Source organism: Streptococcus sp. HSISS3, assembly GCF_000448605.1.
Lineage (GTDB): Bacteria > Bacillota > Bacilli > Lactobacillales > Streptococcaceae > Streptococcus > Streptococcus raffinosi.
Map to the genome: position 1 here is coordinate 2231361 of NZ_CM002130.1, position 24281 is coordinate 2255641.

At 41.2% G+C, this 24281-nt stretch carries 24 protein-coding genes; 4 read left to right on the top strand and 20 right to left on the bottom strand.

Features of this window, described 5'->3' with window-relative positions; genetic code table 11:
• Positions 1 to 120: 120 nt before the first annotated feature.
• From ytpR to HSISS3_RS10340, 3 genes are read right to left on the bottom strand one after another with little or no spacing between them, the layout of a single operon-like run.
• Positions 121 to 744 (bottom strand): YtpR family tRNA-binding protein, encoded by a 624-nt coding sequence (ytpR, locus tag HSISS3_RS10330; RefSeq protein ID WP_021146560.1) that lies wholly within the window; start codon positions 742 to 744, stop codon positions 121 to 123.
• A 9-nt stretch (positions 745 to 753) separates the two neighbouring features.
• Positions 754 to 1068: a thioredoxin family protein gene (locus tag HSISS3_RS10335; protein ID WP_021152624.1), complete on the bottom strand. Its 315-nt coding sequence runs from the start codon at positions 1066 to 1068 to the stop codon at positions 754 to 756.
• Positions 1065 to 1349 (bottom strand): DUF4651 domain-containing protein, encoded by a 285-nt coding sequence (locus tag HSISS3_RS10340; protein WP_021152625.1) that lies wholly within the window; start codon positions 1347 to 1349, stop codon positions 1065 to 1067. Before HSISS3_RS10340 ends, HSISS3_RS10335 begins: the two co-directional genes overlap by 4 nt.
• A gap of 99 nt (positions 1350 to 1448) precedes the next feature.
• On the opposite strand from HSISS3_RS10340, the gene pepA reads away from it, so the two are divergent.
• Both pepA and proC read left to right on the top strand, forming a co-directional pair.
• Positions 1449 to 2516: a glutamyl aminopeptidase gene (pepA, locus tag HSISS3_RS10345; RefSeq protein ID WP_021152626.1), complete on the top strand. Its 1068-nt coding sequence runs from the start codon at positions 1449 to 1451 to the stop codon at positions 2514 to 2516.
• A 15-nt stretch (positions 2517 to 2531) separates the two neighbouring features.
• Positions 2532 to 3302 (top strand): pyrroline-5-carboxylate reductase, encoded by a 771-nt coding sequence (gene proC / locus HSISS3_RS10350; protein WP_013991257.1) that lies wholly within the window; start codon positions 2532 to 2534, stop codon positions 3300 to 3302.
• Between the two features lie 26 nt (positions 3303 to 3328).
• Here proC and HSISS3_RS10355 read toward each other — a convergent pair whose 3' ends face one another.
• The 17 genes from HSISS3_RS10355 to pbp1b form a co-directional block, all read right to left on the bottom strand.
• A complete protein-coding gene (locus tag HSISS3_RS10355) occupies positions 3329 to 3991 on the bottom strand; it encodes a CPBP family intramembrane glutamic endopeptidase (RefSeq protein ID WP_021152627.1) in 663 nt (220 codons plus the stop codon).
• A 112-nt stretch (positions 3992 to 4103) separates the two neighbouring features.
• Complete coding sequence (locus HSISS3_RS10360; protein ID WP_021152628.1) at positions 4104 to 4547, bottom strand: hypothetical protein; 444 nt, start codon at positions 4545 to 4547, stop codon at positions 4104 to 4106.
• A gap of 73 nt (positions 4548 to 4620) precedes the next feature.
• Positions 4621 to 5277 (bottom strand): CPBP family intramembrane glutamic endopeptidase, encoded by a 657-nt coding sequence (locus HSISS3_RS10365; RefSeq protein WP_021146566.1) that lies wholly within the window; start codon positions 5275 to 5277, stop codon positions 4621 to 4623.
• 11 nt (positions 5278 to 5288) lie between these two features.
• Positions 5289 to 5486, bottom strand: a complete 198-nt coding sequence (locus tag HSISS3_RS10370; RefSeq protein WP_021146567.1) for a helix-turn-helix transcriptional regulator — start codon at positions 5484 to 5486, stop codon at positions 5289 to 5291.
• A 245-nt stretch (positions 5487 to 5731) separates the two neighbouring features.
• Positions 5732 to 6925 (bottom strand): acetate kinase, encoded by a 1194-nt coding sequence (locus HSISS3_RS10375; RefSeq protein WP_021146568.1) that lies wholly within the window; start codon positions 6923 to 6925, stop codon positions 5732 to 5734.
• Positions 6926 to 6981: 56 nt separating this feature from the next.
• Positions 6982 to 7938, bottom strand: coding sequence for a class I SAM-dependent methyltransferase (locus tag HSISS3_RS10380; RefSeq protein ID WP_008536115.1), 957 nt, complete (start codon positions 7936 to 7938; stop codon positions 6982 to 6984).
• A 44-nt stretch (positions 7939 to 7982) separates the two neighbouring features.
• Complete coding sequence (gene comGG / locus HSISS3_RS10385; RefSeq protein ID WP_008536113.1) at positions 7983 to 8300, bottom strand: competence type IV pilus minor pilin ComGG; 318 nt, start codon at positions 8298 to 8300, stop codon at positions 7983 to 7985.
• Entirely contained in the window at positions 8278 to 8715 is a 438-nt protein-coding gene (comGF, locus tag HSISS3_RS10390; protein WP_021152629.1) for a competence type IV pilus minor pilin ComGF, read from the bottom strand. Before comGF ends, comGG begins: the two co-directional genes overlap by 23 nt.
• Positions 8702 to 8992, bottom strand: coding sequence for a competence type IV pilus minor pilin ComGE (gene comGE, locus HSISS3_RS10395; protein ID WP_002887438.1), 291 nt, complete (start codon positions 8990 to 8992; stop codon positions 8702 to 8704). The genes comGF and comGE overlap by 14 nt, the downstream gene beginning before the upstream one ends.
• Positions 8964 to 9392, bottom strand: a complete 429-nt coding sequence (gene comGD / locus HSISS3_RS10400; protein WP_269139625.1) for a competence type IV pilus minor pilin ComGD — start codon at positions 9390 to 9392, stop codon at positions 8964 to 8966. The genes comGE and comGD overlap by 29 nt, the downstream gene beginning before the upstream one ends.
• Positions 9352 to 9666: a competence type IV pilus major pilin ComGC gene (gene comGC, locus HSISS3_RS10405; protein ID WP_037609465.1), complete on the bottom strand. Its 315-nt coding sequence runs from the start codon at positions 9664 to 9666 to the stop codon at positions 9352 to 9354. The genes comGD and comGC overlap by 41 nt, the downstream gene beginning before the upstream one ends.
• An 8-nt stretch (positions 9667 to 9674) precedes the next feature.
• The gene (comGB, locus tag HSISS3_RS10410) at positions 9675 to 10775 is read right to left on the bottom strand and encodes a competence type IV pilus assembly protein ComGB (protein WP_134954269.1); all 1101 of its coding nucleotides are present in this window, start codon (positions 10773 to 10775) and stop codon (positions 9675 to 9677) included.
• Positions 10657 to 11598 (bottom strand): competence type IV pilus ATPase ComGA, encoded by a 942-nt coding sequence (gene comGA, locus HSISS3_RS10415; RefSeq protein WP_008536104.1) that lies wholly within the window; start codon positions 11596 to 11598, stop codon positions 10657 to 10659. Before comGA ends, comGB begins: the two co-directional genes overlap by 119 nt.
• A gap of 97 nt (positions 11599 to 11695) precedes the next feature.
• The gene (locus HSISS3_RS10420) at positions 11696 to 12058 is read right to left on the bottom strand and encodes a DUF1033 family protein (RefSeq protein ID WP_021152633.1); all 363 of its coding nucleotides are present in this window, start codon (positions 12056 to 12058) and stop codon (positions 11696 to 11698) included.
• A gap of 156 nt (positions 12059 to 12214) precedes the next feature.
• The gene (gene rpoC, locus HSISS3_RS10425) at positions 12215 to 15853 is read right to left on the bottom strand and encodes a DNA-directed RNA polymerase subunit beta' (RefSeq protein WP_042772014.1); all 3639 of its coding nucleotides are present in this window, start codon (positions 15851 to 15853) and stop codon (positions 12215 to 12217) included.
• Between the two features lie 101 nt (positions 15854 to 15954).
• A complete protein-coding gene (gene rpoB / locus HSISS3_RS10430) occupies positions 15955 to 19536 on the bottom strand; it encodes a DNA-directed RNA polymerase subunit beta (protein WP_021152635.1) in 3582 nt (1193 codons plus the stop codon).
• Between the two features lie 343 nt (positions 19537 to 19879).
• Positions 19880 to 22303 carry a penicillin-binding protein PBP1B gene (gene pbp1b / locus HSISS3_RS10435; RefSeq protein WP_008536095.1) on the bottom strand — a complete coding sequence of 808 codons (2424 nt, stop codon included), beginning with the start codon at positions 22301 to 22303 and terminating at the stop codon, positions 19880 to 19882.
• A 101-nt stretch (positions 22304 to 22404) separates the two neighbouring features.
• On the opposite strand from pbp1b, the gene tyrS reads away from it, so the two are divergent.
• The gene (gene tyrS, locus HSISS3_RS10440; RefSeq protein ID WP_021152636.1) at positions 22405 to 23661 is read left to right on the top strand and encodes a tyrosine--tRNA ligase; all 1257 of its coding nucleotides are present in this window, start codon (positions 22405 to 22407) and stop codon (positions 23659 to 23661) included.
• A 275-nt stretch (positions 23662 to 23936) separates the two neighbouring features.
• Positions 23937 to 24281 (top strand): ISL3 family transposase (locus HSISS3_RS10445; RefSeq protein WP_042772122.1); only part of this gene is annotated, 345 nt, incomplete at its 3' end.

A 24281-nucleotide genomic window follows, 5' to 3' on the forward strand; every position in this document is an offset into this window, starting at 1 on the left:
AATGTTGATTACATTTTAAGAAAAATATTATAGCTTGCATAATCTTTCTTTTTTATGATTAGCTATAAACTTTCTTTATGACAAACAAAAAAAGCGGATTATTACCGCTTCTTCTCTTACTTACCCTTTCCAGTGTTTGGCTGGATCAAAAGCCTCACCAACTACTGCTGAATCATCAAGTTCAATAATACCACGTTTTTGTGGGGCATTTGGAAGGGCCAACTCACGTGGGGCACACATCATACCATAACTATCTTCACCACGAAGTTTACCAGGGAAGATAAGGGCACCGCTAGGCATCATAGCACCTGGAAGAGCTACGATTGTTTTAAGACCGAGAGCTGCGTTTGGTGCTCCTGCAACGATTTGGACCTTCTTACCGCCGATATTCACTTGGCAGATGTTAAGGTGGTCACTATCTGGATGTGGAACCATTTCGTCAATTTGTCCAACCACAAAGACGGGACCCTGTGTATTTTCCAAGCGTTCTTCAAAACCTTCTTTGGCCAATTCCTCGTTCAAGACAGCTACATCTTGGTCTGACAAGAAAACTTGACCATTTCCATTAATATCAATGAGGCTTGATGCTTCAAAAATGTTCCAAGCAAGAGTCTTGCCTGTTTCATCAGCTGTGACACGCGCCACTTTACCTTTACGTTCTACGCTACGTTTAATGTCCTTAGTATCTTCCAAGATAACCAACAAAACGTCGCCAACTTGTTCTTTATTGTATGCAAAAATCATGGGTTCTCCTTATACTGTTGCCAAAAAGGCATTGACTTCTTCTTTGGTTTTACGAGCTTTATTGACCAAGCGTCCCAATTCCTGACCTTTCTGAGTCACGACAAAACTTGGGATACCAAAAATATTCCAAGTTTGCGCCAAAGCCATATAATCATCACGGTTAACACGCACAAATGTCATATCTGGATGGAGGGCTTCAATTTCAGGCATAACGGGATAGATAAACTGGCAGTCTGGACACCAATCGGCAGTGAAAAAGAAAACCACCTTTTGATCACTTTCAACATAGCTTGCCAATTCTTCAAGATTCTTAGGAATAATCATGCCTGCTCCTCCTCATAGGTCAAGATATCCTCTGCATAAACAAAGCTATAGGAACGTCCATCCTCTAAGACGATACCTCCTGTAAGTCCTGGATTTTCCTTATCAGTGGGATTTGTATAAAGGACTGCGATAGTCCCCAAGTGAGATAATTCTTGTCTAATATCTTGGATTAATGCAGCCTTCTTCATTTCTGTACGTGACTGTCTATACTTCTCTGCCATTGCCAAGAGACCTAAAGCTCCTACGCCTCCAGCAAACAAGGCCAATGTTTTACGTTTCATAAGAAACATTTTACCATAATTTTAGACGAATGGGGAGAGGCTACCTATCTCTTGAGAATCGTGCTAAAATAGTAGCAAGTACTACTCAAGGAGGATTTTATGACTACCCTATTTGACAAAATTAAAGAAGTAACCGAGCTCAGTGCTACTTCAGGCTTTGAAGCTCCTGTACGCGACTACCTTCGCAACAACATCACTCCACTTGTAGACGAGGTCCAAACAGATGGTCTCGGTGGTATTTTCGGTATCAAGCATAGCCAAGCAGAAAATGCCCCTAAGGTGCTTGTGGCTGCCCACATGGATGAAGTTGGGTTTATGATTAAGGAAATCAAAGCAGACGGAACTTTCCGTGTCGTTGAACTTGGTGGTTGGAACCCACTTGTTGTCAGCTCACAACGCTTCACTCTACACACTCGTGACGGCCGTACCTATCCTGTCATCTCAGGTTCAGTGCCACCTCATTTCTTACGTGCTAGCGGTGGCGCTTCAAGTCTTCCCAGTGTTTCTGATATCGTCTTTGATGCTGGTTTTGCCAACCAAGAAGAAGCAAATGCCTACGGCGTTTTCCCAGGTGATGTCATCATTCCTGAATCAGAAACGATTCTCACAGCCAATCAAAAGAATGTCATTTCTAAAGCTTGGGATAACCGTTATGGTGTTCTCATGATTCGTGAACTCTTGGAAAACGTTAAGGATCAAGAACTCAACAATACTCTAATCGCTGGGGCCAATGTTCAAGAAGAAGTTGGTTTACGTGGTGCCCATGTCTCTACCACTAAATTTGATCCTGAAGTTTTCTTTGCAGTGGACTGTTCTCCTGCAGGTGATATCTATGGTAATCAAGGTAAGGTAGGTGATGGTACACTTATTCGTTTCTTCGATCCAGGTCACATCATGTTGCCCAATATGAAAGATTTCCTTTTAACTACTGCTGAAGAAGCTGGTATCAAATACCAATACTACTGTGCTGCGGGCGGAACAGATGCTGGTGCCGCTCACTTGCAGAATGCTGGTGTTCCATCAACAACTATCGGTGTTTGTGCCCGCTACATTCACTCACACCAAACCCTTTATGCGATGGATGACTTCCTAGAAGCACAGGCCTTCTTACAAGCTATTGTTAAGAAGTTGGATCGCTCGACAGTAGATTTAATTAAAAACTACTAAGACAAGGAGTAACCCATGATTATAGGTTTTATCGGTGTCGGAAAAATGGCAACAGCCATTATCAACGGCCTAAATACAAGCTCACATCGTATCATTATTTCAGGGTCTTCCTTGGCTCGTTCACGCCAGATTGCAGAGGAACTAGAGGTTGAAGCGGCTGCTTCCCATCAGGAATTGTTGGATAATGCTGACCTGGTCATCCTTGGTATCAAACCTCAAATGTTTGATAAGGTACTAGCCGATCTCAATTTCCATCAACCTATCATAAGTATGGCTGCTGGAGTGACCTTAGAACGCCTCGCTTCCCTCACCAGTCCAGACCTTCCTCTTATTCGTATCATGCCGAACCTTAATGCTCAAATTCTCAAAAGCACTACTGGTCTTTGCACTAATGATAAGGTATCCGAGGACCTTTTAGCAGTTGCCAAGGAAATCACAGACAGTTTTGGAACCACTGTTGAATTGGCTGAGAAGGATTTTGATACCTTTACTGCCTTAGCAGGTTCTAGCCCTGCCTACATCGCCCTCTTTATCGAGGCTCTAGCCAAGGCTGGTGTCAAAAACGGCCTAAGTAAGCAGGTCGCTCTGACCATTGCCACACAGACTGTTCTAGCTACCGCTGAAAATCTCAGTCTTGGTAGCGACAGTCCACATGATCTTATTGACAAGGTATGTAGCCCTGGTGGGACTACTATCGCCGGTCTCATGGACCTTGAGCGTACAGGCCTCACCCATAGTGTGGTTTCAAGTATTGATACAACCATTGCTAAAGCCAAAAAACTATAAGAAAAAAGCTCGGAAGATTCCGAGCTTTATTTGATATATGGCGCTAAAAATTGTAAGAGTAACAACATTGAAACCGCAATACTATTGTTAATGATATGGGCCATGATACAGTACTCTAACTTTTGAAACTTACGATATGCTATCCCAAGGGCAAGCCCCATACCTGCATATACAATCCAAACACCGATACTATTCGGCATATGAACAAGGCCAAAAAGTAAACTACTAACAATCAAGCCAACAATAGAATCTGGATTAAAGACGCGTCCCATGAGGAGCCCTCGAAAAACCAGCTCTTCCACAATCGGTGCCATAATTACTGTAAACGTTATGAGAAGGAAGGGATTCATATGGGCATTTTCTATGGCTGCCTGATTGGTGCTATTACTAACACCTTCCCACATCATGACCATTGCACCAAGCCCAGTGACAATGTAAATACCTAGGTAGGTCAGGCCAATCATTCCCCATGCCTTCATGGAAGACAGCGCCCTAAAGCCCTCAAGAAGACCCATACGTTTGCCCAAGAAAAGAGCTCCTGCACTAATGAGTAGCATAACCAAAATTAGGAGACTAACTGCCCTCACATCTTTAACACGAACAAATATGGTTGGAGTCTGTTCAATACACAAAATTAGGAAAGCCAGTAAGAAATAAAGAAAGCATTTTAAAATGGACACTTTGTTCATAAGAAGCTACCTCTTTTTATTGTTATTTTGTACCTTTATTATAATACAATTCAACTACTTTGACAAGAAACCGTGAAAATAAGAGATTCAATCTTGAAAAGATGAGGGACTCTTATCCTATTTTAGATAGAATGATACGAATAAGGACAAATCCTACAACTAAGCCATAGAGCAAGACAGATAAGACTGTAACATATGGCAACTGAATATTAACAAAGGCATATAGGGCAATCAAAGCAAAGATAAGCAAAAACTCCAGAACCAGTGTTGCAACTGCTGTCACCTGCAAAATCTGTTTATTTCGCTCATCATAGGTAGCAATGTACATCTGGTGAAGACGTTTCGAATGCCTAAGCGCTGCAAAATAATAAATCGACAGGGCGTAACTCCCAATGGTAACCCCCACTACTAATCCTAGTGCAAAATCACTAAGACTGTTAGAGCGAACAATAAATAATCCCAAAATACCCAAAGAAAAGAAAGAACATGCTACTCGGGCTATGTATCTTTTATACTCTGATTCTGTTTTTTTCTTTCCTAACGTTTTTAATAACATATCTTAACATTCCTTTCATTATCCTTTAAAAGAGCAAGATAAAATTCCTCAATGATAACTTTAAACATTCACCTTAAACAAAAAGGCTGAGTAGGACAGCTATACTGTTGTTTAAAATATGAACACCCATACTGTACTCGATATGCTTAGTCTTATAGTAAGTTATGGCAAGACCAGCTGACATAATGCCATAGACGACAATTGTTTGAGGCGTAAATGCTGAGTGACCTGCCATAAAGAGAAGACTGGAAATAACAAGACCTGTCTTAAAGTATTTTCCAAAGAGTACCTTAGCTAAGAGTCCCCTAAAAATAATTTCTTCCATAATAGGAATAATAAAACCGGCAACTACTAGGTAAAGATAGAATGGTACGTGAATAAATATCTTATTTAAAGCAGCTTGATTTTCCATAGCTGCATTGTGTGTTAACTGACCTACAAAATACCCTAGAAGATCACCTAGGAAAAAGATGACGAGATTAAGAGAAGCAATCGCAACGAGACGTCTCCAATTAATCTCTTTAAGCGATAAGAGTTTAAATCTATAAGCAATCACGATAAAAATAGCCAAACTCCCTAATGCCCAAACACCGTAACCTATTTGCTCCACAAGTGAAAACTTACCATCCTGAGTAAGTAGTGGGAAAGCACCTAATAGTGTTAAATCTAAGATTAGTAGAGTGAGCGCTAAAACAATAACACCAATTTTCTTCATGACTTGTTTAAACATATCTTTTCTCCTTAATCTTCCTCAAAAAGAAAGACTTCTTCAATAGTCTTTCCAAAATACCTAGCAATTTTAAAAGCTAGTTCCAAGGACGCATTATAGCGACCTTTTTCGAGTGAAATGATGGTCTGCCTCGTGACTCCCATCTCATCTGCTAACTCTGCCTGACTAATCTTATTAGCCTTGCGAAGTTCCTGAATCTTTGTTTCCATATGATACCTCAACCTTATAGTTTATTCTCAAATAGTTAAACTCCCATCTCTTTGTTAAGTTAACTTCACATCTATAGTATAGTTCACTTAACATATTTTGTAAAGTCTATTTTGCATTTTTTGTAAAGTTTTCTTTACTTATCGAATGACATATCCGGATATAGGCGAATAATTCTTTCCAAGTACTCAAAAAAGCTGGCCAATCACTCAGCCAACTTTTCTGGTCTTATCAATTTTTTGATAACTTATTTAGATTTAAGGCGCTCAACATCACGCGCAATCACCAATTCTTCATCTGTTGGGATGACAAAAACTTTAACAGGTGACTCTGCTGTTGTAATATCGCCAACATGTCCAAAGACATTCTTTTCAGGATCCACTTCAATACCAAACCAAGTCAAACCATCTAAAATTGAAGAACGAACTTCTGCAGAATTTTCACCGATACCTGCCGTAAAGACAATGGCATCTGCTCCGTTCAATACGCCAAAGTATTGAGCAATGTATTTACGCAAACGATCTACATAAAGATTGTAGGCTAAAATACATTTTTCATCTCCTTCATTTTTACCAGCAATGATATCACGCATATCGCTTGATTTTTCAGAGATACCAAGGAGTCCTGATTCTTTATTAAAGACGTGACGAATACGTTCAGCATCGGCCATATCAGGCTCACGGTCAATGATGAATGGAATAATCGCAGGGTCAAGATCCCCAGTACGTGTTCCCATCATAACCCCACCAAGTGGTGTCAATCCCATTGACGTGTCTACTGATTTACCACCGTCCACGGCAGTAATTGAAACACCATTTCCAACATGGGCTGTGATAATCTTAGTTTCTTCAATAGGTTTTCCTAGTAGCTTAGCTGCTTCTTGAGAAACATATTGGTGGCTTGTTCCGTGTGCTCCGTATTTACGAACTTGATAGTCTGTATAATAACGATTAGGCACTGGATAACGGTAAGCCACTTCTGGCATAGATGTATGGAAGGCTGTGTCAAAAACAGCAACACTGGTAATATCTGGGAGGAGCTCCTTAAAGGCACGAATCCCTGAGGCTGCGCCAGGATTATGAAGTGGAGCCAAAGCAGACAATTCTTCGATTTTCGCTAATGCTTCATCATCTACCAAACTTGATTCTTTGAAATACTCACCACCAGCAACCACTCGATGACCTACACCTGTGATTTCATCATAATTCTTGATGATATTAAAACGAATCAAATCATCAAGTACGATTTTTACAGCCTGAACATGATCGGTAATATCTAAAATCTGCGTTTCAGAATCATTATCAAACTTAACTGTTGAAATAGAGTCTTTTAATCCGATACGCTCAATCAACCCTTTGGCAAGTACAACTTCAGATGGCATTTCATACAATTGCCATTTCAAACTTGAACTTCCTGCATTGATTGCGATTGTTTTTGTCATAAGTCACCTCTTTGTAAAACGCTTTCAGTAATATAGTCTTATTTTATCATGTTTTTTTATAAAATGGAATTGTCTGATTTCCATTTTTGGAAATTCTCAGTAAAATCTTTGAGAATCTCTGGATTTTGTAAATCACTAAGCGGATAAACAAAGGTCTCTGGAGCATTTTCTGTTTGCTTTTTAAGCACAAAGATAGACTTCATATTGTGTTTATTGCCAAAAGCTGCTTCAGGAAGAGTGATTACAGCAATAATATCAGCATATCCTGATAGCCACTTCTTAAGCAAATCACTTTGTGGACTCGTTAAAAGATTAGTTGGTGCCAAAAGAATAGCAATACCGTCTTTCTTCAAGTACTTAAGCGATTGCTCCATAAGAAGATGATGGGCATATGTGTGTTCACCAGTTGCTGCCACCTTGAAACGACTCGCAATTTCATCATTAGGGTAGTAACCTACTGGAAGGTCACTGATAATAACATCGCTTTCTTTGAGGATATGGGGGCGAACTGCGTCTTCTTGAATGTAAACCGCTTTTGAGTTCACTACATCCGCAATACTGGCTGACAAATCAATAAGCAAATCGTCAACTTCCATCCCCATATAATTAAGGTTTTTGTGACTATTATTTAAAAGAGTCTCTGCCAAGTTACCTGTACCTGAACCAATCTCCAAGACATCTAATTGATTGTCCTTAGTCAAACCCTCAAGTAGGTAAAGAATGATAAATCCAATAGCATCTGGTGTAAATTGGTGATTGGCTTGTAAGGCTTCCAACTGCCCTAGTTTGATAAACAAAAACTGAAAGGCTCGACGCCACTCCTCTTTACTTAGATTAAGGGCACGTAATTTCTCGTTATTTTTGATGATAAGTTCGTTATCAACGTCAGCCCCCAAATAATAGGAATTTTGCTCGATAAGGGCATCGTAAGCATGGGTCCCAAGATCATTTTCAATGGTTTGGACATTTTCTAACAACAGCGCAAAAGCTGTCTCAATTGCTTCAAAATTCATGATTTCCTCCGTCCCTCTATCATATCAAAAAGGGGGGAGAATTGCTATTTCTGGTCCTCTTTCTTCACATAGTGATAGGTCTTGGTGTGTCCTTCATTCTCAACTCTAATAATCATCTTCTTGTCTTTTACCTCATAAGTCGTATTTCCCTGAGCAAAACTAAAAGAACCCGACTCCTTATCAGCCAAATCCACCGTCATTTCTGCCATAAGTCGACTCTGACTAGCTACTGTTTGTGCTTGATTTTGTCTAGAGCTAGCAACTACCCTATCCAAATAAACCTGAAGAAGAAGTGTAAAAATGCCAGCCATAAAAAGGGAATAGAGGAGAACACCTCCCCTAACTTGTTTTTTCAAAAGCATAAACGAAACTCCTTTGCAGACCATTTTTAAGAATAACTTCAATGGTGACTATCTGATTTTTTTGACTGATTGTACTAGATTTTAAACCGAAAAGCATGGGTTGATAGCCTCGACCATCGGCGTTAGTTTTTCGAAAATCAGAAGCATTTGAGATACCAAAAGCCAAGTCTTGATTATCCTGCTTGACATAAAGCTTGTTGCCTTCTACTTTAACCAACTGACAACCTTCTAACTCTGCCTCCATTTGTTGGACAAACAGAAGCCAATCTTGATTTTCTTGTTGTCTTACCTGTTTGACATTGCTCACCAGAACGGTGGTTAAGCCTTGATATACTTGGACAGAACCAGCTATAACCAGTAAGGCTACCAGACATTCCAAAAGGGTAAAGGCGCGAACCTTACTATTTAGAGACATGAGTAATTTCCTTTCCTGATTCATAAACTGTGATGCCTTGCTTGCTACGTTTCACTGTTACCGTGATGCCATTTAAGGTCAACTGATCCTGTTTGGTCTGGACGGCCATAGTTGCCACACTCAAGACCTCTTGCTGATGAAGATTCTTAGCCATTAACCTACGATTAGTGTTAATTTGCTCTAAGATGAGGCCACTGACAAGCACTAAAACGGCCATGGCTACCAAACTTTCGATGAGAATATAGCCTCTAAGAGACCGTCTTTTTATATTTTCCACTGCCCATGTTAAGCTGATAAGTCACCACCTCCTTGTCACTTGAGAAACGAATCTTACTAAGACTAGAATTGCCTCCTTTAGCATCAAATACTAGGGTCTGCCCCTTATCCAGATGAATGTTTTCAGGAATAGAGAGACTGGTTCTTCCATTACTAATCTTATCCTTAGTCAGCTGCAATTCAATGTTAGTCCCTTCCGCTGCTGCCAAGCGCTGACTATCCCGGTACAGATACTCAAAGCGTAGATAAAAAAGATTAGTCTCGACTTGCTGAAAAATCCCCGTCACTGACCCTGACAAACTCAGAGTAAGAAAAGCAACGACCGCTAATGTCACCAAGCTTTCCAACAAGGTGAAGGCTCTAATTGGCAACTGAGCGGCTTTCACCACCATGTTTCGCATAATAATCATTGTATGAATCTGCCTGTTTTTGTGTAATTTGACCTGATGACACAAGAGCTGCTAAACTAGCTGTCTTGTTATTTTTCATTTCATAGAGTTCTGCTTGAGAATCCACAACTTTGACGACAGCTGCATTTCCAGTTTCTTTTACAGAATCCTTTTGCTTACTCAAGTTAGGAACAAAGAGCAAAAGAAGAATACTGATAATGAGCAACACGACCAGCATTTCAATCAGAGTAAAAGCACGTAACTTAACGGCATTCAATTTTTTCAACATCAATTTCATGACATCATTCCTTCCATATTTTGATACATCGGTAATAACATGGCTGCATAGATCATTACAATCACGACAGCAACAATAACAAAAATGAGGGGTTGTACAAAGGTTGTCGCCTTATTAAGACGGTTAAAGAAGGTCTGCCAAACCTCTTCAGCATAGACTTCAAGCTCATATCCCAACCTCGCATTAGCCTCCCCATAAGCAATAATTAGGGAGAGCTCCTCAGTGAAAAACGGATGACTGGCAATACGTTCAGGGAAACTCTGCCCCAGCATCAAGGCTTCTTCTAAATCGGTCCCCAACTCACGAAAGAGCTTGGATTTTTGCTCTTGCATAAGAGCCACTAGATCTAGCAAGTCAACGCCTTGACCTAATAGATTTCCCCACTCCCTAGCATAATAGGCTGTCGTGTAAAGCCTTACTGTCTGACCAATAAATGGGATTTTGGCCATTCGCCTATAAAAAACAAGAGCTGACTGGCGTTTCACCCAGACATAGAGGAGAATCCCTAACACAAGGAATCCAAACAAACTCACAAAGAACAACTGAGGAAACATTTGAACCAGTTGTACTGCCCAGTTATCCTTACCATCACCTTCTAAAAGTTGTGGTAAAAGATAATTTTTGAGTCCCAACATAATCAAAATCAGGAACCCCAAAAGCAAGATAGGATAAGTCGCCACTTCCATGAGTTTCTTACGAACCTTGGTCATGCGAAGCATATAGGTTTCAATCTTAGTCAAGCTCCCTAAAAGATCTCCATGCTTGTCAGCAAGTGCAATCTGAGTGACAATATTATCCGAAAAGCCCACTGATGCAAACATCTGGTCCAATCTCTCACCTCGCATTAAACTCTCTTTCATAAGAGATAATGAGGATTCTTTCAACAAATGACTGCGCTCCAAGAAAGCCACAATTTCAGTTAGGGTGAATCCTGCCTTCAAGAGTTGTTTGAAAAGCTGAATAACCTTGACTTGTTGGTTAATCTTTAATTTTCTCCCCTTGGATATCCCTTTCAGTGAGATGTCCCTGTTTAACCAAGTCTTCCAGTTGCTGGTTCCAGCTGGTTGACGAATGGTTTTGGAAACTTTCTTTGGCAAAATCAATCACACCTCCTCCCTTTATCAAACGCATATAGGCAATACCTTGAAGAGCATTATCCAATTCAGACTTGTCTACACCAAGGTCCAGGAGGCGTTCATAAACACCGGCCACACTCTTGGCGTGAATGGTTGAAAGAACAGTCACTCCTGTCAGACTAGCCCTAATAACGGCTCGGGCAGTCTCTCTATCCCGAATTTCTCCAATAATCAGAACATCCGGACGATGACGCAGAGATAGCTTGATTAAATTATCATAGGTCATATCAATCGCCTGATTAACCTGGAGCTGCAAGACATTATCCTGTTTAATCTCTACAGGATCCTCAATTGAAATCACCTGTTGCCCCTTAAAACGCTCCTGTACTAAGGCATGCATAAGCGTCGTCTTCCCAGAACCCACAGGACCTGCAAAAAGGTACAAACCTCGATAATCCAATGCATCCACAATTGGCTGAATCCCTTGATTCCAGTACGTTAATTCTCTTCGTTCGGAATGAAGAACACGAATAACCAGGCTTTCCAAGCCTCGATAGTCTCCAACAGTTGATAAACGCAGAGAAACCAAGTGACCATCACCACAATCATAATCACAGGAGCCCAATTGACTCCTACGTTTCTCACCTACCATCATTCCTGCCACAAATTTAAAGTGACCAATAAGACTAGCCATGAAATCAGGCCGATATACATCAATCAATCTCCTCTCCTGCCCAATTCGCATATAGAGCTCGTAATTATCCTGACGTGGAATAATATAGATGTCTTGAGCCCCACAACTATCAGCATTTTTGATCATTTCCTTAGCAAATTCTGTTACCATAAGGACCTCCTCATAGTCCTATTCGCAAAAGATTGAAAAAAAATAAGGAAAATGAAAAAAAGCTCGAAAACTTCGAGCTTCAATTCAATAATCCTGATTATCGTTTTATTTTACAATGAGCATGAGTTGGAAGGTCATTACGCTTTTCATAGCCTGGACGGTATTTTTCCTCAGGAATCTCCTTCCAATCATCCAAGAGGGCGATAGATTGGTAAACCTGCAGATATTCGTTACACTCCTCACACCAATGCTTATCCTTTTGATCCCAAAAGGCAGTCATGACACTACTACGACTAATATAGCTTGGCAAGATCTCTTCTATGGCAAACCAAAGTTTTTTGTAGTACTTTAGAGCATCGTAAAAATCTTCAAACTCCTTTATGCTGATAATATCCTCTTGCCAGCCTTCTAAGAACCACCACGGCTCCAAGTCACCTTTCATCTCAACTACTTGGTACATCTTTCTTTCTCACTTCATCTTTTGTTTTCCTATTATACAAAATTTTCTGGGAAAGATAAAAAAATGGTTTTATTTTTCATATTTATCAAGAAAAGAGGCATTCTGGTCATATAAATACAAAAAGGACTCACAGCTGTGAGCCCTTTTACTGTAATCTTAGTCTTCAGATGTTTCCACAATTGCTTCATCAACAGCAATGTTTTCAATAACTTCAACTTCGTTAACTGAAAGTGGTTCAATGTTACGGTAGCGAGCCATACCTGTACCAGCAGGGATAGTCTTACCAATGATAACATTTTCTTTAAGACCAAGAAGATGGTCTTTCTTACCACGGATAGCAGCATCTGTGAGGACACGTGTTGTTTCTTGGAAGGAAGCCGCAGACAAGAATGAATTTGTTTCAAGTGAGGCTTTAGTGATACCAAGAAGAACTGGACGTGATGTTGCAGGAAGACCACCAGAAATAACAATATCCTTGTTAGCATCTGTGAAATCTGCAATGTCCATAAGTGTTCCTGGAAGAAGATTTGTGTCACCTGGATCCATGACACGTACTTTACGAAGCATTTGACGAACCATTACTTCGACGTGCTTGTCTCCGATTTCTACCCCTTGGCTACGGTAAACTTTTTGTACTTCTGCAAGAAGGTAAGTTTCAACTGACAAGGTATCACGAACTTCAAGAAGGTGTTTTGGTTGGATTGAACCTTCTGTAAGAGCGGCACCACGGTGAACTTCATCTCCCACTTCAACTTTCATACGAGCTGTAAATGGTACAACATATTCACCCATGCCAGTTTTACCTTGAACGAAGACCTTCTTAGTACGTGTTGCAGCATCTTCTTCGATTTCGATAACATTACCCTTAACTTCAGTAATGACCGCTTCCCCTTTAGGGTTACGAGCTTCGAAGATTTCCTGGATACGTGGAAGACCTTGTGTGATATCGGTGTTTGAGGCTACCCCACCGGTGTGGAAGGTACGCATAGTAAGCTGTGTACCAGGTTCCCCGATAGATTGGGCAGCGATAGTACCAACAGCTTCACCAACTTCAACCGCATCACCAGTTGCCAAGTTAATACCATAACAGTGACGGCAGACACCGTGGCGTGTGTTACATGTAAATACTGAACGGATAGTGACTTCTTCAACACCAGCATTGACAATAGCAGCAGCCATTTCTTCAGTAATCAAGGTATCTGGACCTACGATGACTTCACCTGTTGTAGGATTCTTAACTGATTTCTTAGTGTAACGACCTTGAAGACGTTCTTCAAGTGTTTCTGTAACCTCTTTACCATCAGTAATCGCACGAATGAGAAGACCACGGTCTGTTCCACAGTCATCTTCACGGATAATAACATCCTGGGCAACGTCAACCAAACGACGAGTCAAGTAACCTGAGTCGGCAGTCTTCAAGGCCGTATCGGTCATACCTTTACGAGCACCGTGAGTTGAGAAGAACATTTCCAAAACGCTCAAACCTTCACGGAAGTTTGAAAGGATAGGCAATTCCATGATACGTCCGTTAGGAGCGGCCATCAAACCACGCATACCGGCAAGTTGGGAGAAGTTAGAGATGTTACCACGAGCTCCTGAGTCCATCATCATAACGATTGGGTTCTTAGAATCTTGTGTCTCAATCAGACGTTTTTCAAGTGCTTCTTTAGCTTCACGCCATGTTGTTGTAACAGCAACATAACGGTCATCATCTGTCATCAAACCACGACGGAAGGCTTTGTTAATTTCTTCAACACGGTGGTGAGCAGCATCAATAATTTCTTGTTTGTTATCAATAACTGGGATATCGGCGATACCAACGGTCAAACCAGCAAGTGTTGAGTGATAGTAACCAAGGTCTTTCAAACGGTCAAGGAAGGCTGACGTTTCAGTCGTGCGAAGACGTTTGAAGGTTTCAGCGATGATGTTACCAAGATTTTTCTTCTTAAATGGTGCATTAATTTCCAAACTATCAATAACGGTTTGGATATCTTGACCTGGTTCAAGGAAGTATTTATCTGGCGTACTATCGGTCAAGTTTTCATTTGTGATTTCTTGGAGGTATGGAATTTCTGCTGGAATAATCTCATTAAAGAAGATTTTACCAACGGTTGTTACCATAATCTTGTGAAGTTGGTTTTCTTTCCAAGGTTTATCAGGCATACTGTCTACAGCAATACCGACACGGCTATGCAAGTGAACATAACCATTACGATAAGCCATCACTGCCTCATCAATATCCTTGAAGACCATACCTTCACCTTCACGACCTTTTTCTTCCATTGTCAAGTAGTAGTTACCAAGAACCATATCCTGAGATGGCGTTACGACTGGTTTACCATCTTTAGGGTTAAGGATGTGTTCTGCTGCAAGGAGGAGCAAGCGTGCTTCAGCTTGAGCTTCTTCAGACAATGGAACGTGAATGGCCATTTGGTCACCGTCAAAGTCGGCATTGTAGGCTTCACAGGCAAGTGGGTGGAGGCGAAGGGCCTTACCATCAATCAAGACTGGTTCAAAGGCCTGAATCCCCAAACGGTGGAGGGTAGGTGCACGGTTAAGAAGTACTGGGTGTTCCTTAATGACATCTTCAAGAATATCCCAAATACGTTCATCACCACGTTCAACCATACGTTTAGCGGCTTTCACGTTGCCTGCGTATTCACGCGCAACGATTTCACGCATAACAAATGGTTTGAAAAGTTCGATGGCCATCAAACGTGGCACACCACATTGATACATTTTAAGTGTTGGACCAACAGCGATAACAGAACGTCCAGAGAAGTCAACACGTTTACCAAGCAAGTTCTGACGGAAACGTCCTTGTTTACCTTTAAGCATGTGGCTCAAAGATTTAAGTGGACGACTACCTGGTCCAGTGATTGGACGACCACGACGTCCATTATCAATAAGGGCATCTACCGCTTCTTGCAACATACGTTTTTCATTTTGCACGATGATACCTGGGGCATTCAATTCAAGCAAACGAGCCAAACGGTTGTTACGGTTGATAACACGACGATAAAGATCGTTCAAGTCAGATGCTGCAAAACGGCCACCATCCAATTGAACCATCGGACGAAGATCTGGTGGCAATACTGGCAAGATGTTAAGTACCATCCATTCTGGTTTGTTACCAGACTTGTAGAAGGCATCAAGAACGTCCAAACGACGAACAGCCTTAACACGTTTTTGACCAGTTGCTGTCTTCAATTCTTCCTTAAGTTCAGCAATTTCAGCTTCCAAATCCACTTGTTTTAAGAGTTCTTGGATGGCTTCTGCACCCATTTTAGCGACGAATGAACCATGTCCATACTCTTGCAATTTTTCGCGGTATTCACGTTCAGTCAAGAGAGATTTTGGTTCAAGTGGTGTTTCTTTTGGATCGATAACCACGTAAGCTGCGAAATAAATAACTTCTTCAAGCGCACGAGGGCTCATATCCAAAGTCAATCCCATACGAGAAGGGATTCCCTTGAAGTACCAGATATGTGATACTGGTGCTTTCAACTCAATGTGACCCATACGTTCACGACGAACCTTAGCACGTGTTACTTCAACACCACAGCGGTCACAAACGATACCTTTATAACGGATACGTTTGTATTTTCCACACGCACATTCCCAGTCCTTAGTTGGACCAAAGATCACTTCATCAAAGAGACCTTCACGTTCTGGTTTGAGCGTACGGTAGTTGATTGTTTCAGGTTTCTTAACTTCACCATAAGACCATGAACGGACTTTAGTTGGTGAAGCTAGTGTGATTTGCATACTTTTAAATCGATTTACGTCAACCACTAGTATTACCTTTCTTTTTTTCTATTGACAATAGTAGCTCTATTGTCACCTTTATCAGCTACCTTAGAGGGGGAAGAATCTTCCTCTTCTAAAGCTTATGTTTATTCTTCTTTATTTGAAGCTTCTTCTTTAGCTTTTTCTAATTCAGCAGCTTCTTTAGCCTGTTGAACACGTGCTTTTTCAAGATCGTCAACGTGCATAACGTCGTCATCTTCACCTTCATCAAGATCACGCAATTCAACTTCATGATCGTCTTCGTCAAGGACACGCATGTCAAGACCGAGTGATTGCAATTCTTTAACAAGTACTCGGAATGATTCTGGAACGCCTGGTTTTGGAATTGGTTTACCTTTAGTAATCGCTTCATAGGCTTTCAAACGTCCGTTAACATCATCAGACTTGTAAGTCAAGATTTCTTGAAGAATGTTTGAAGCACCGTAAGCTTCAAGGGCCCAAACCTCCATCTCACCGAAACGTTGTCCACCAAATTGTGCTTTACCACCAAGAGGTTGTTGAGTAACAAGTGAGTAAGGACCAACTGAACGAGCGTGAAGTTTATCATCAACCATGTGGTGAAGTTTAATCATATACATGACACCAACTGACACACGGTTATCAAACGGCTCACCTGTACGGCCATCGTAAAGAATTGTCTTAGCATCGCTATCCATACCAGCTTCACGAACAGTATCCCAGAGGTCTTCTGAACTTGCTCCATCAAAGACTGGTGTTGCGATGTGAATACCCAAGTTACGAGCAGCCATACCAAGGTGAAGTTCCATAACTTGTCCGATATTCATACGTGATGGCACCCCAAGTGGGTTCAACATGATATCAACTGGTGTACCGTCTGGAAGGTAAGGCATGTCTTCAACCGGAACAATACGAGAAACAACCCCTTTGTTACCGTGACGACCGGCCATCTTATCTCCAACCTTGATCTTACGTTTTTGAGCAATGTAAACACGAACAAGCATGTTAACACCTGATTGCAATTCATCACCGTTGGCACGTGTAAAGATTTTAACATCACGAACGACACCATCACCACCGTGAGGAACACGAAGTGACGTATCACGTACTTCACGAGATTTATCACCAAAGATAGCGTGGAGAAGACGTTCTTCAGCTGAAAGGTCTTTTTCACCCTTAGGTGTTACCTTACCAACAAGAATGTCACCTTCTTTAACCTCAGCACCGATACGGATAATACCCATTTCGTCAAGGTCTTTAAGGGCTTCCTCACCAACATTTGGCAATTCACGTGTGATTTCTTCAGGCCCAAGCTTTGTATCACGTGTTTCTGATTCGAATTCTTCCAAGTGAACAGATGTATAAACGTCATCTTTCACAAGACGCTCACTCATGATTACGGCATCCTCGAAGTTGTAACCTTCCCATGTCATGTATGCGACGATAGGGTTTTGACCGAGGGCCATTTCGCCACCTTCCATAGATGGACCATCAGCGATGAAGTCACCTTTTTCGACAATATCACCAACCTTAACCAAAGTACGTTGGTTGTAAGCAGTACCTGAGTTTGAACGGCGGAATTTTTGAACAGTATAAACGTCAAGCGAACCATCTTCACGACGAACTTCAACCTTATCGGCATCAGAGTAAACAACTTTACCGTCATGTTGAGCGATGACAGCAGCCCCTGAATCGTGGGCAGCTTGATATTCCATACCAGTACCAACAAATGGTGCTTTTGGATCAATCAATGGCACAGCTTGACGTTGCATGTTGGCACCCATGAGGGCACGGTTAGAGTCATCGTTTTCCAAGAATGGAATACATGCTGTCGCAACGGCAACTACCTGTTTAGGAGAAACATCTACGAAATCTACAAGGTGTGATGGGTACTCTTGGTTATTACCTTGGTGACGACCCATGACGATTTCTTCTGCAAATGTTCCATCTTCATTCAGTTTAGAGTTGGCCTGAGCAACTGTGTACTCATCTTCTTCATCGGCAGTCAACCAAACCACTTCGTTGGTTACCTTACCAGTTGCACGGTCAACCTTACGGTATGGTGTTTGAATGAAACCATACTTGTTAAGGTGTCCGTATGAAGACAAGTTATTGATCAAACCGATGTTAGGTCCTTCAGGTGTTTCGATTGGACACATACGACCATAGTGTGTATAGTGCACGTCACGAACTTCGTATCCGGCACGGTCACGTGTCAAACCACCAGGTCCCAAGGCTGACAAACGACGTTTGTGTGACAACTCTGACAATGGGTTGTGTTGGTCCATGAACTGTGACAATTGAGAAGAACCAAAGAATTCTTTAACCGCTGCAGTTACAGGACGAATATTGATAATTTGTTGCGGTGTCAGGACTTCGTTATCTTGAACTGACATACGTTCACGCACGTTACGTTCCATACGAGCCAAACCAATACGGAATTGGTTAGCAAGCAATTCACCAACGGCACGGATACGACGGTTACCAAGGTGGTCGATATCGTCTACTTTACCGATACCTTCAGCAAGGTTAAGGAAGTAGCTCATTTCAGCCAAGATATCCGCTGTCGTCAAAGCACGAACCTTATCGTCTGGATTGGCATTACCAACAATTGTAACCACACGATCTGGATCATTTGGTGCAACAACCTTGAATTTTTGAAGAACAACAGGTTCTGTAACCACCGCATAATCGTTTGGTGTGTATACAAATTTGTTCAAATCACCATCCAAGTGTTCTGCGATTGAATCAATCACATCACGTGTCATTTCAGTACCAGCTTCAACAAGGATTTCACCTGTTTCAGAATCTACCAAGTTTTCAGCAATAGTTTGTCCCAAAAGACGTGTCTTGATGTTAAGTTTTTTGTTAACTTTGTAACGACCAACAGCAGCCAAGTCATAACGACGTGGGTCAAAGAAACGAGCTACAAGCAAGCTACGTGAACTGTCGGCAGTTTTAGGTTCACCCGGACGAAGACGTTCATAAATTTCTTTAAGCGCTTCATCAGTACGTGAATCTGCTGGGTTTTTGTGGATATCTTTTTCAACAGTGTTGCGAACCAACTCGCTATCACCAAAGATATCAACAATTTCGTCATCACCTGAGAATCCAAGCGCACGCACAAGCGTTGTGAATGGAATCTTACGTGTACGGTCGATACGAGTATAGGCGATGTCTTTTGAATCTGTTTCAAGTTCAAGCCATGCCCCACGGTTAGGGATAACTGTTGAGCCATAACCCACTTTACCGTTTTTATCAACCTTATCGTTAAAGTAAACACCCGGTGAGCGCACCAACTGAGAAACGATAATACGTTCACCACCATTGATGATGAAAGTACCCATCTCAGTCATAATAGGGAAATCTCCAAAGAAGACTTCCTGAGTTTTGATTTCACCAGTTTCTTTGTTAATAAGACGGAAAGTCACAAAGATTGGTGCTGAGTATGATGCATCGTGGATACGAGCTTCTTCAAGTGTATACTTAGGCTCTTTCAATTCGTAACCAACGAATTCCAATTCCATAGTGTCTGTGAAGTTTGAGATAGGAAGTACATCCTCAAAAACCTCTTTAAGACCAGTATCCAAGAAATCTTTAAATGAATCCGTTTGGATTTCAATCAAGTTTGGTAAATCAAGAACTTCTTTGATTCTTGAAAAACTACGACGGGTACGATGTTTCCCGTATTGAACGTCATGTCCTGCCAAGTCTTCTACTCCTTTTCTACATTCGAGACCTGCTTTGCAAGTCGTGCACTTTAAATATTTGCCATTTTTTTAGTGCTTTATCCAATCAAATGCTAAATCTGACCACTCTAATAACAGATACTCAGAGATAGGGCAAGATGTGAATTTTTAGAACCTTTAAATATGCATTACAATGCTTGGAAATCCTAAAAATAAGCACAAAAATAGCAGCTAAATCTGACCGAAAAAACGTTGATTTAACTGCTGTATCTCTTGATTGGACAATATTTCAACCAAGTAAGACGACAAATAGTTGCCTATATTATACCTAATTTTTAGCTTTTTTGCAAGTTTTTGGGAGATTTTAATGACCTCCAAGAATACTAGACCAAGCCTTTTGATAGTCACTATCCGTTCCTCCGATAGCAAACTTGTAAGTGGTGTCGCCAGGCCCATTTTTGGCCCAGTAACTATCAACCATTTCACCACTTACGGAAACATTACGGCCATTGACCGACACTGTTGCTGGCTTAAGACCTGTTGATTTGAGCACACTGGCTTTTATGGCACTTGAATCCATGTTAAACTTATCACCTGTCTTAAAAATACCTGGATTAGCATTGTAGATAGCTGACGTTAAACGAGCCATATATTGGGCATTGTAGGTGTAACCTGTTTTAGAATCGGTCGGCGTATTATTGTCATAACCAGCCCAACCACCAAGGGTAATCCCAGGAGTTGACACAATCAGCCAAGCATCCGCAAAGTTATCTGTCGTTCCTGTTTTACCCATCCAATCGGCTGAAGCTGCTGAACCATTGACATTTTTCAATTCAGAATGGAACTGGGTCGTTGCCCCCTTAACGACAACTTCTTTGAGGAGATTATCCATGATACTTGCCGTAGCCCTCGAGAAAACTTGAACCCCTTCGGATTTATGCTGATAAATAACCTCGCCTGTACGATCAGTAATACTATCAACCATATAACCTTTTTCGTAGACACCACCATTTGAAAGCATCTGATAAGCATTGACCTGTTGGGCGACTGTCGTTTCAATCCCACCACCAAGAGGTAGACTCTCAATATTATAGTTAGCAATATTGTAACCCATCTTGGTCATATATCCCTCAACATCAACATCATTACGCTGAAGCATTTGGTAGGTCCAAAAAGCAGGAATATTCCATGAGGTATTAAGAGCCTCCTGCAGATTCATCATAGCCGTACCCTTATTACCATCGTGAAGAATCGGTGTCCCACCTGTAAAATTGGCTGGATAATTGGAAAGAATACTGGAGCTTCCCATCAAACCTTGATCAATAGCAATACCATAAGCGATAATGGGCTTAATAGAAGAACCAGGAGAACGTGCCGTATCAAAGGCATGGTTATTTTGGTTATTTTCATAACTACGACCACCAACAAATCCTAGAATTGCTCCAGTCGCATTGTCCATCAGTACATTTCCGACTTCAACGCCACTATTGCCACCTTGATCGAGTAGGCCACCATATTGACTAGCAGCATTTTGCATCGCATTATAGACGGCATTGTCAATTGTTGTCTTGACATGATAACCACCTGTTTGTAGCTCTCGAAGAGCCATCTCACGGTAGGTTTCCTTTGTCTTATCATTTTTTAACTCTTGACTTGATACCTTGTCACGCTTCACCAAATAATCATACATGACATCCTGAGCTTCAGACATGACTGAATAGTACAAATAGTCATGACTGACAGCATCTGGATTTTCTCCAGCCTTGAAATCTTTAGTAATATCATAATTCTTGTAACTATCGTATTGTGACTTATCTAGGTAGCCGCCTCGATAGAGATTGTAAAGGACATCTTTTTGACGCGCTAAGCCATAAGACAGGTCATTTGCGTTCTTGAGTTGACCATCTGCGGTATAAGGCGAATAGACAATGGGACTCTGTGGTAAACCTGCAAGATAAGCCGCTTGAGGAACAGTTAAATCCGCTGCAGAAACCCCGAAAATTCCTTGGGCAGCTTCCTCAATACCAGCGATATTTTTTCCCCTATAGTTACGTCCAAAAGGAGAAACATTCAGGTAGTCGGTTAAAATTTCATTTTTTGAAGCACGACGCTCCAGTTGTAGGGCATAGATAATCTCTGCTGCCTTACGCTTAAAGGTCGGGGCATCTCCCGTGACCTGTTGCTTGATTAACTGCTGAGTCAGCGTTGAACCGCCACTTGAGGAACCTACACCTAACACTGATGACACCAAGGCCCTAAAAACCGCCTTTGGTACAACACCCTTATGCTTCTTGAAATTTTCATCCTCAGTTGCGATGATGGCATTTTTGACGTTATTAGAAATCGCATCACTTTCAATCGGAGTTCTCAATAAGTCCGTGTCAATATCTGCAATCTTCTTAGAGTCAGAATAACTCATCGAAGATACCAGACTAACCTCACTAATCTGATTCAACAAGGTTTTATCCTTAATAGACGGAACAGACTCAATTTGACTCCCCAAATAGCCCAAACCAATACCGGCACCAAACAAGGTAAGGACGATAATAACCACATAAAAGAAATCAGACAAGAGTTTTAATGTTTTTAAGAAAACATCGCCCATATCTAGGAAAGTCATCCGGTCCTCAGACGACTTCTTCGCTTGCTTGTGATTTTTCTTAGACTCAGTCACAAGCTTCCCCTCTCCTAAAGATTTCTCTCCTTTTTTAGACCTGAAACCGGCAAACTTTTTACGAATGGCTTGACCTGGCCGTCTAAAAAAATTTATTATTTTTTCAAAATTCATAGAAATACCTCAAAGCCTATTATAACAAACTTTGACAAAGCTTGCATAGGGTTGCTTTCTTTTGGTATAATGGTGCAGAATATACTTTACTGGAGAATATCATGACAATTTTTGAAGAACTAAAAGCACGTGGCTTGATTTTTCAAACCACAGACGAAGAAGCCCTTGTAAAAGCCTTTGAAGAGGGACCTGTGTCATACTACACTGGTTATGACCCAACAGCAGACAGTCTCCATCTTGGGCATCTTGTAGCCATCCTTACAAGCCGTCGCCTGCAATTGGCTGGACACAAACCTTATGCCCTCGTTGGTGGCGCAACAGGTTTGATTGGTGACCCATCATTTAAAGATGCTGAACGTAGCCTCCAAACCAAAGAAACGGTTGAAGGTTGGGTAGAAAAAATTCAAGGCCAACTCTCTCGCTTCCTTGACTTTGAAAATGGTGACAACAAAGCCGTTATGGTCAACAACTATGACTGGTTTGGTTCAGTCAGCTTCATCGATTTCTTGCGTGATGTGGGTAAATACTTCACGGTTAACTACATGATGAGTAAGGAATCTGTTAAGAAGCGTATCGAAACAGGTATCTCTTACACTGAGTTTGCCTACCAAATTATGCAGGGTTACGATTTCTATGAACTCAACGATAAATACGGTGTAACTCTTCAAATCGGGGGATCTGACCAATGGGGTAACATGACAGCAGGTACTGAGCTCTTGCGTCGTAAAGCAGATAAATCTGGACACGTTATCACAGTTCCACTTATCACAGATTCAACTGGTAAAAAATTCGGTAAATCTGAAGGTAACGCTGTCTGGCTTGATGCTACTAAAACAACACCTTACGAAATGTACCAATTCTGGCTTAACGTTATGGATGATGATGCTGTTCGCTTCTTGAAGATTTTCACTTTCTTGTCACTTGAAGAAATCGAAGAAATCGGTAAAGAATTTGACCAAGCTCGTCACCAACGTTTGGCACAAAAAGTTTTGGCTCGTGAAGTTGTTACTTTGGTTCACGGTAAAGAAGCCTACGAACAAGCTGTTCACATCACTGAACAACTCTTCGCTGGTAACCTTAAAGCTCTCTCAGCACGTGACCTTAAAGTTGCCCTTAACGGTGTCCCAACTTATGAGATTTCAGCAGATGAAAATCTGAACATCGTTGAACTTCTCGTCAATGCTAAGATTTCACCTTCTAAACGCCAAGCACGTGAAGATGTCCAAAACGGAGCTATCTACATCAACGGTGAACGTATCCAAGACCTTGATTACACGCTTTCAGATAGCGATAAAATTGACAACGAAATCACCGTTATCCGTCGTGGTAAGAAGAAAAACTTTGTCTTGACTTACTAATTTATAGCTATTCTCACTCCTTAATGGAGTGAGTTTTTTACCTTGGACATTCAACTACAGGTGCACAATAAAAATAGTGGCTGCCTGCGCATCAACTCTCAATACTTACTACTTTCTTCAAGACACAAAAAAACCAGCACTAGGCTGGTTTTTTGGCTCTATAATTTCTGTAGTGGGTAAAATCACTATAGAGATTATAGAGCTTTTTGAATGCAGACAAAAAGTCCCATAAGAACTATAATGAAAAGCAACCAAACCATCATTAGGAAGAACTTATGAGACTTATTAAGAATACCACAGAATTAATCGGAATTAAAGACCCAAATATCATTATTTCTCTTGTTTTTGAAAAAGATACCTACATCGAGGTTCAAGCAACACTTGATTATCCTGCACCATCATGTCCTCACTGCCAAGGAAAGATGATCAAATATGACTTTCAAAAGCCTTCTAAAATTCCTCTCCTTGAACAAGCTGGAACACCTACACTATTACGTCTTAAAAAGCGTCGTTTCCAGTGTAAAAGTTGTAGGAGAGTCACGGTAGCTAAGACATCAATCGTTGAGAAAAACTGCCAAATCTCCAATCTAGTCCGGCAAAAAGTTGCACAGCTCCTTACT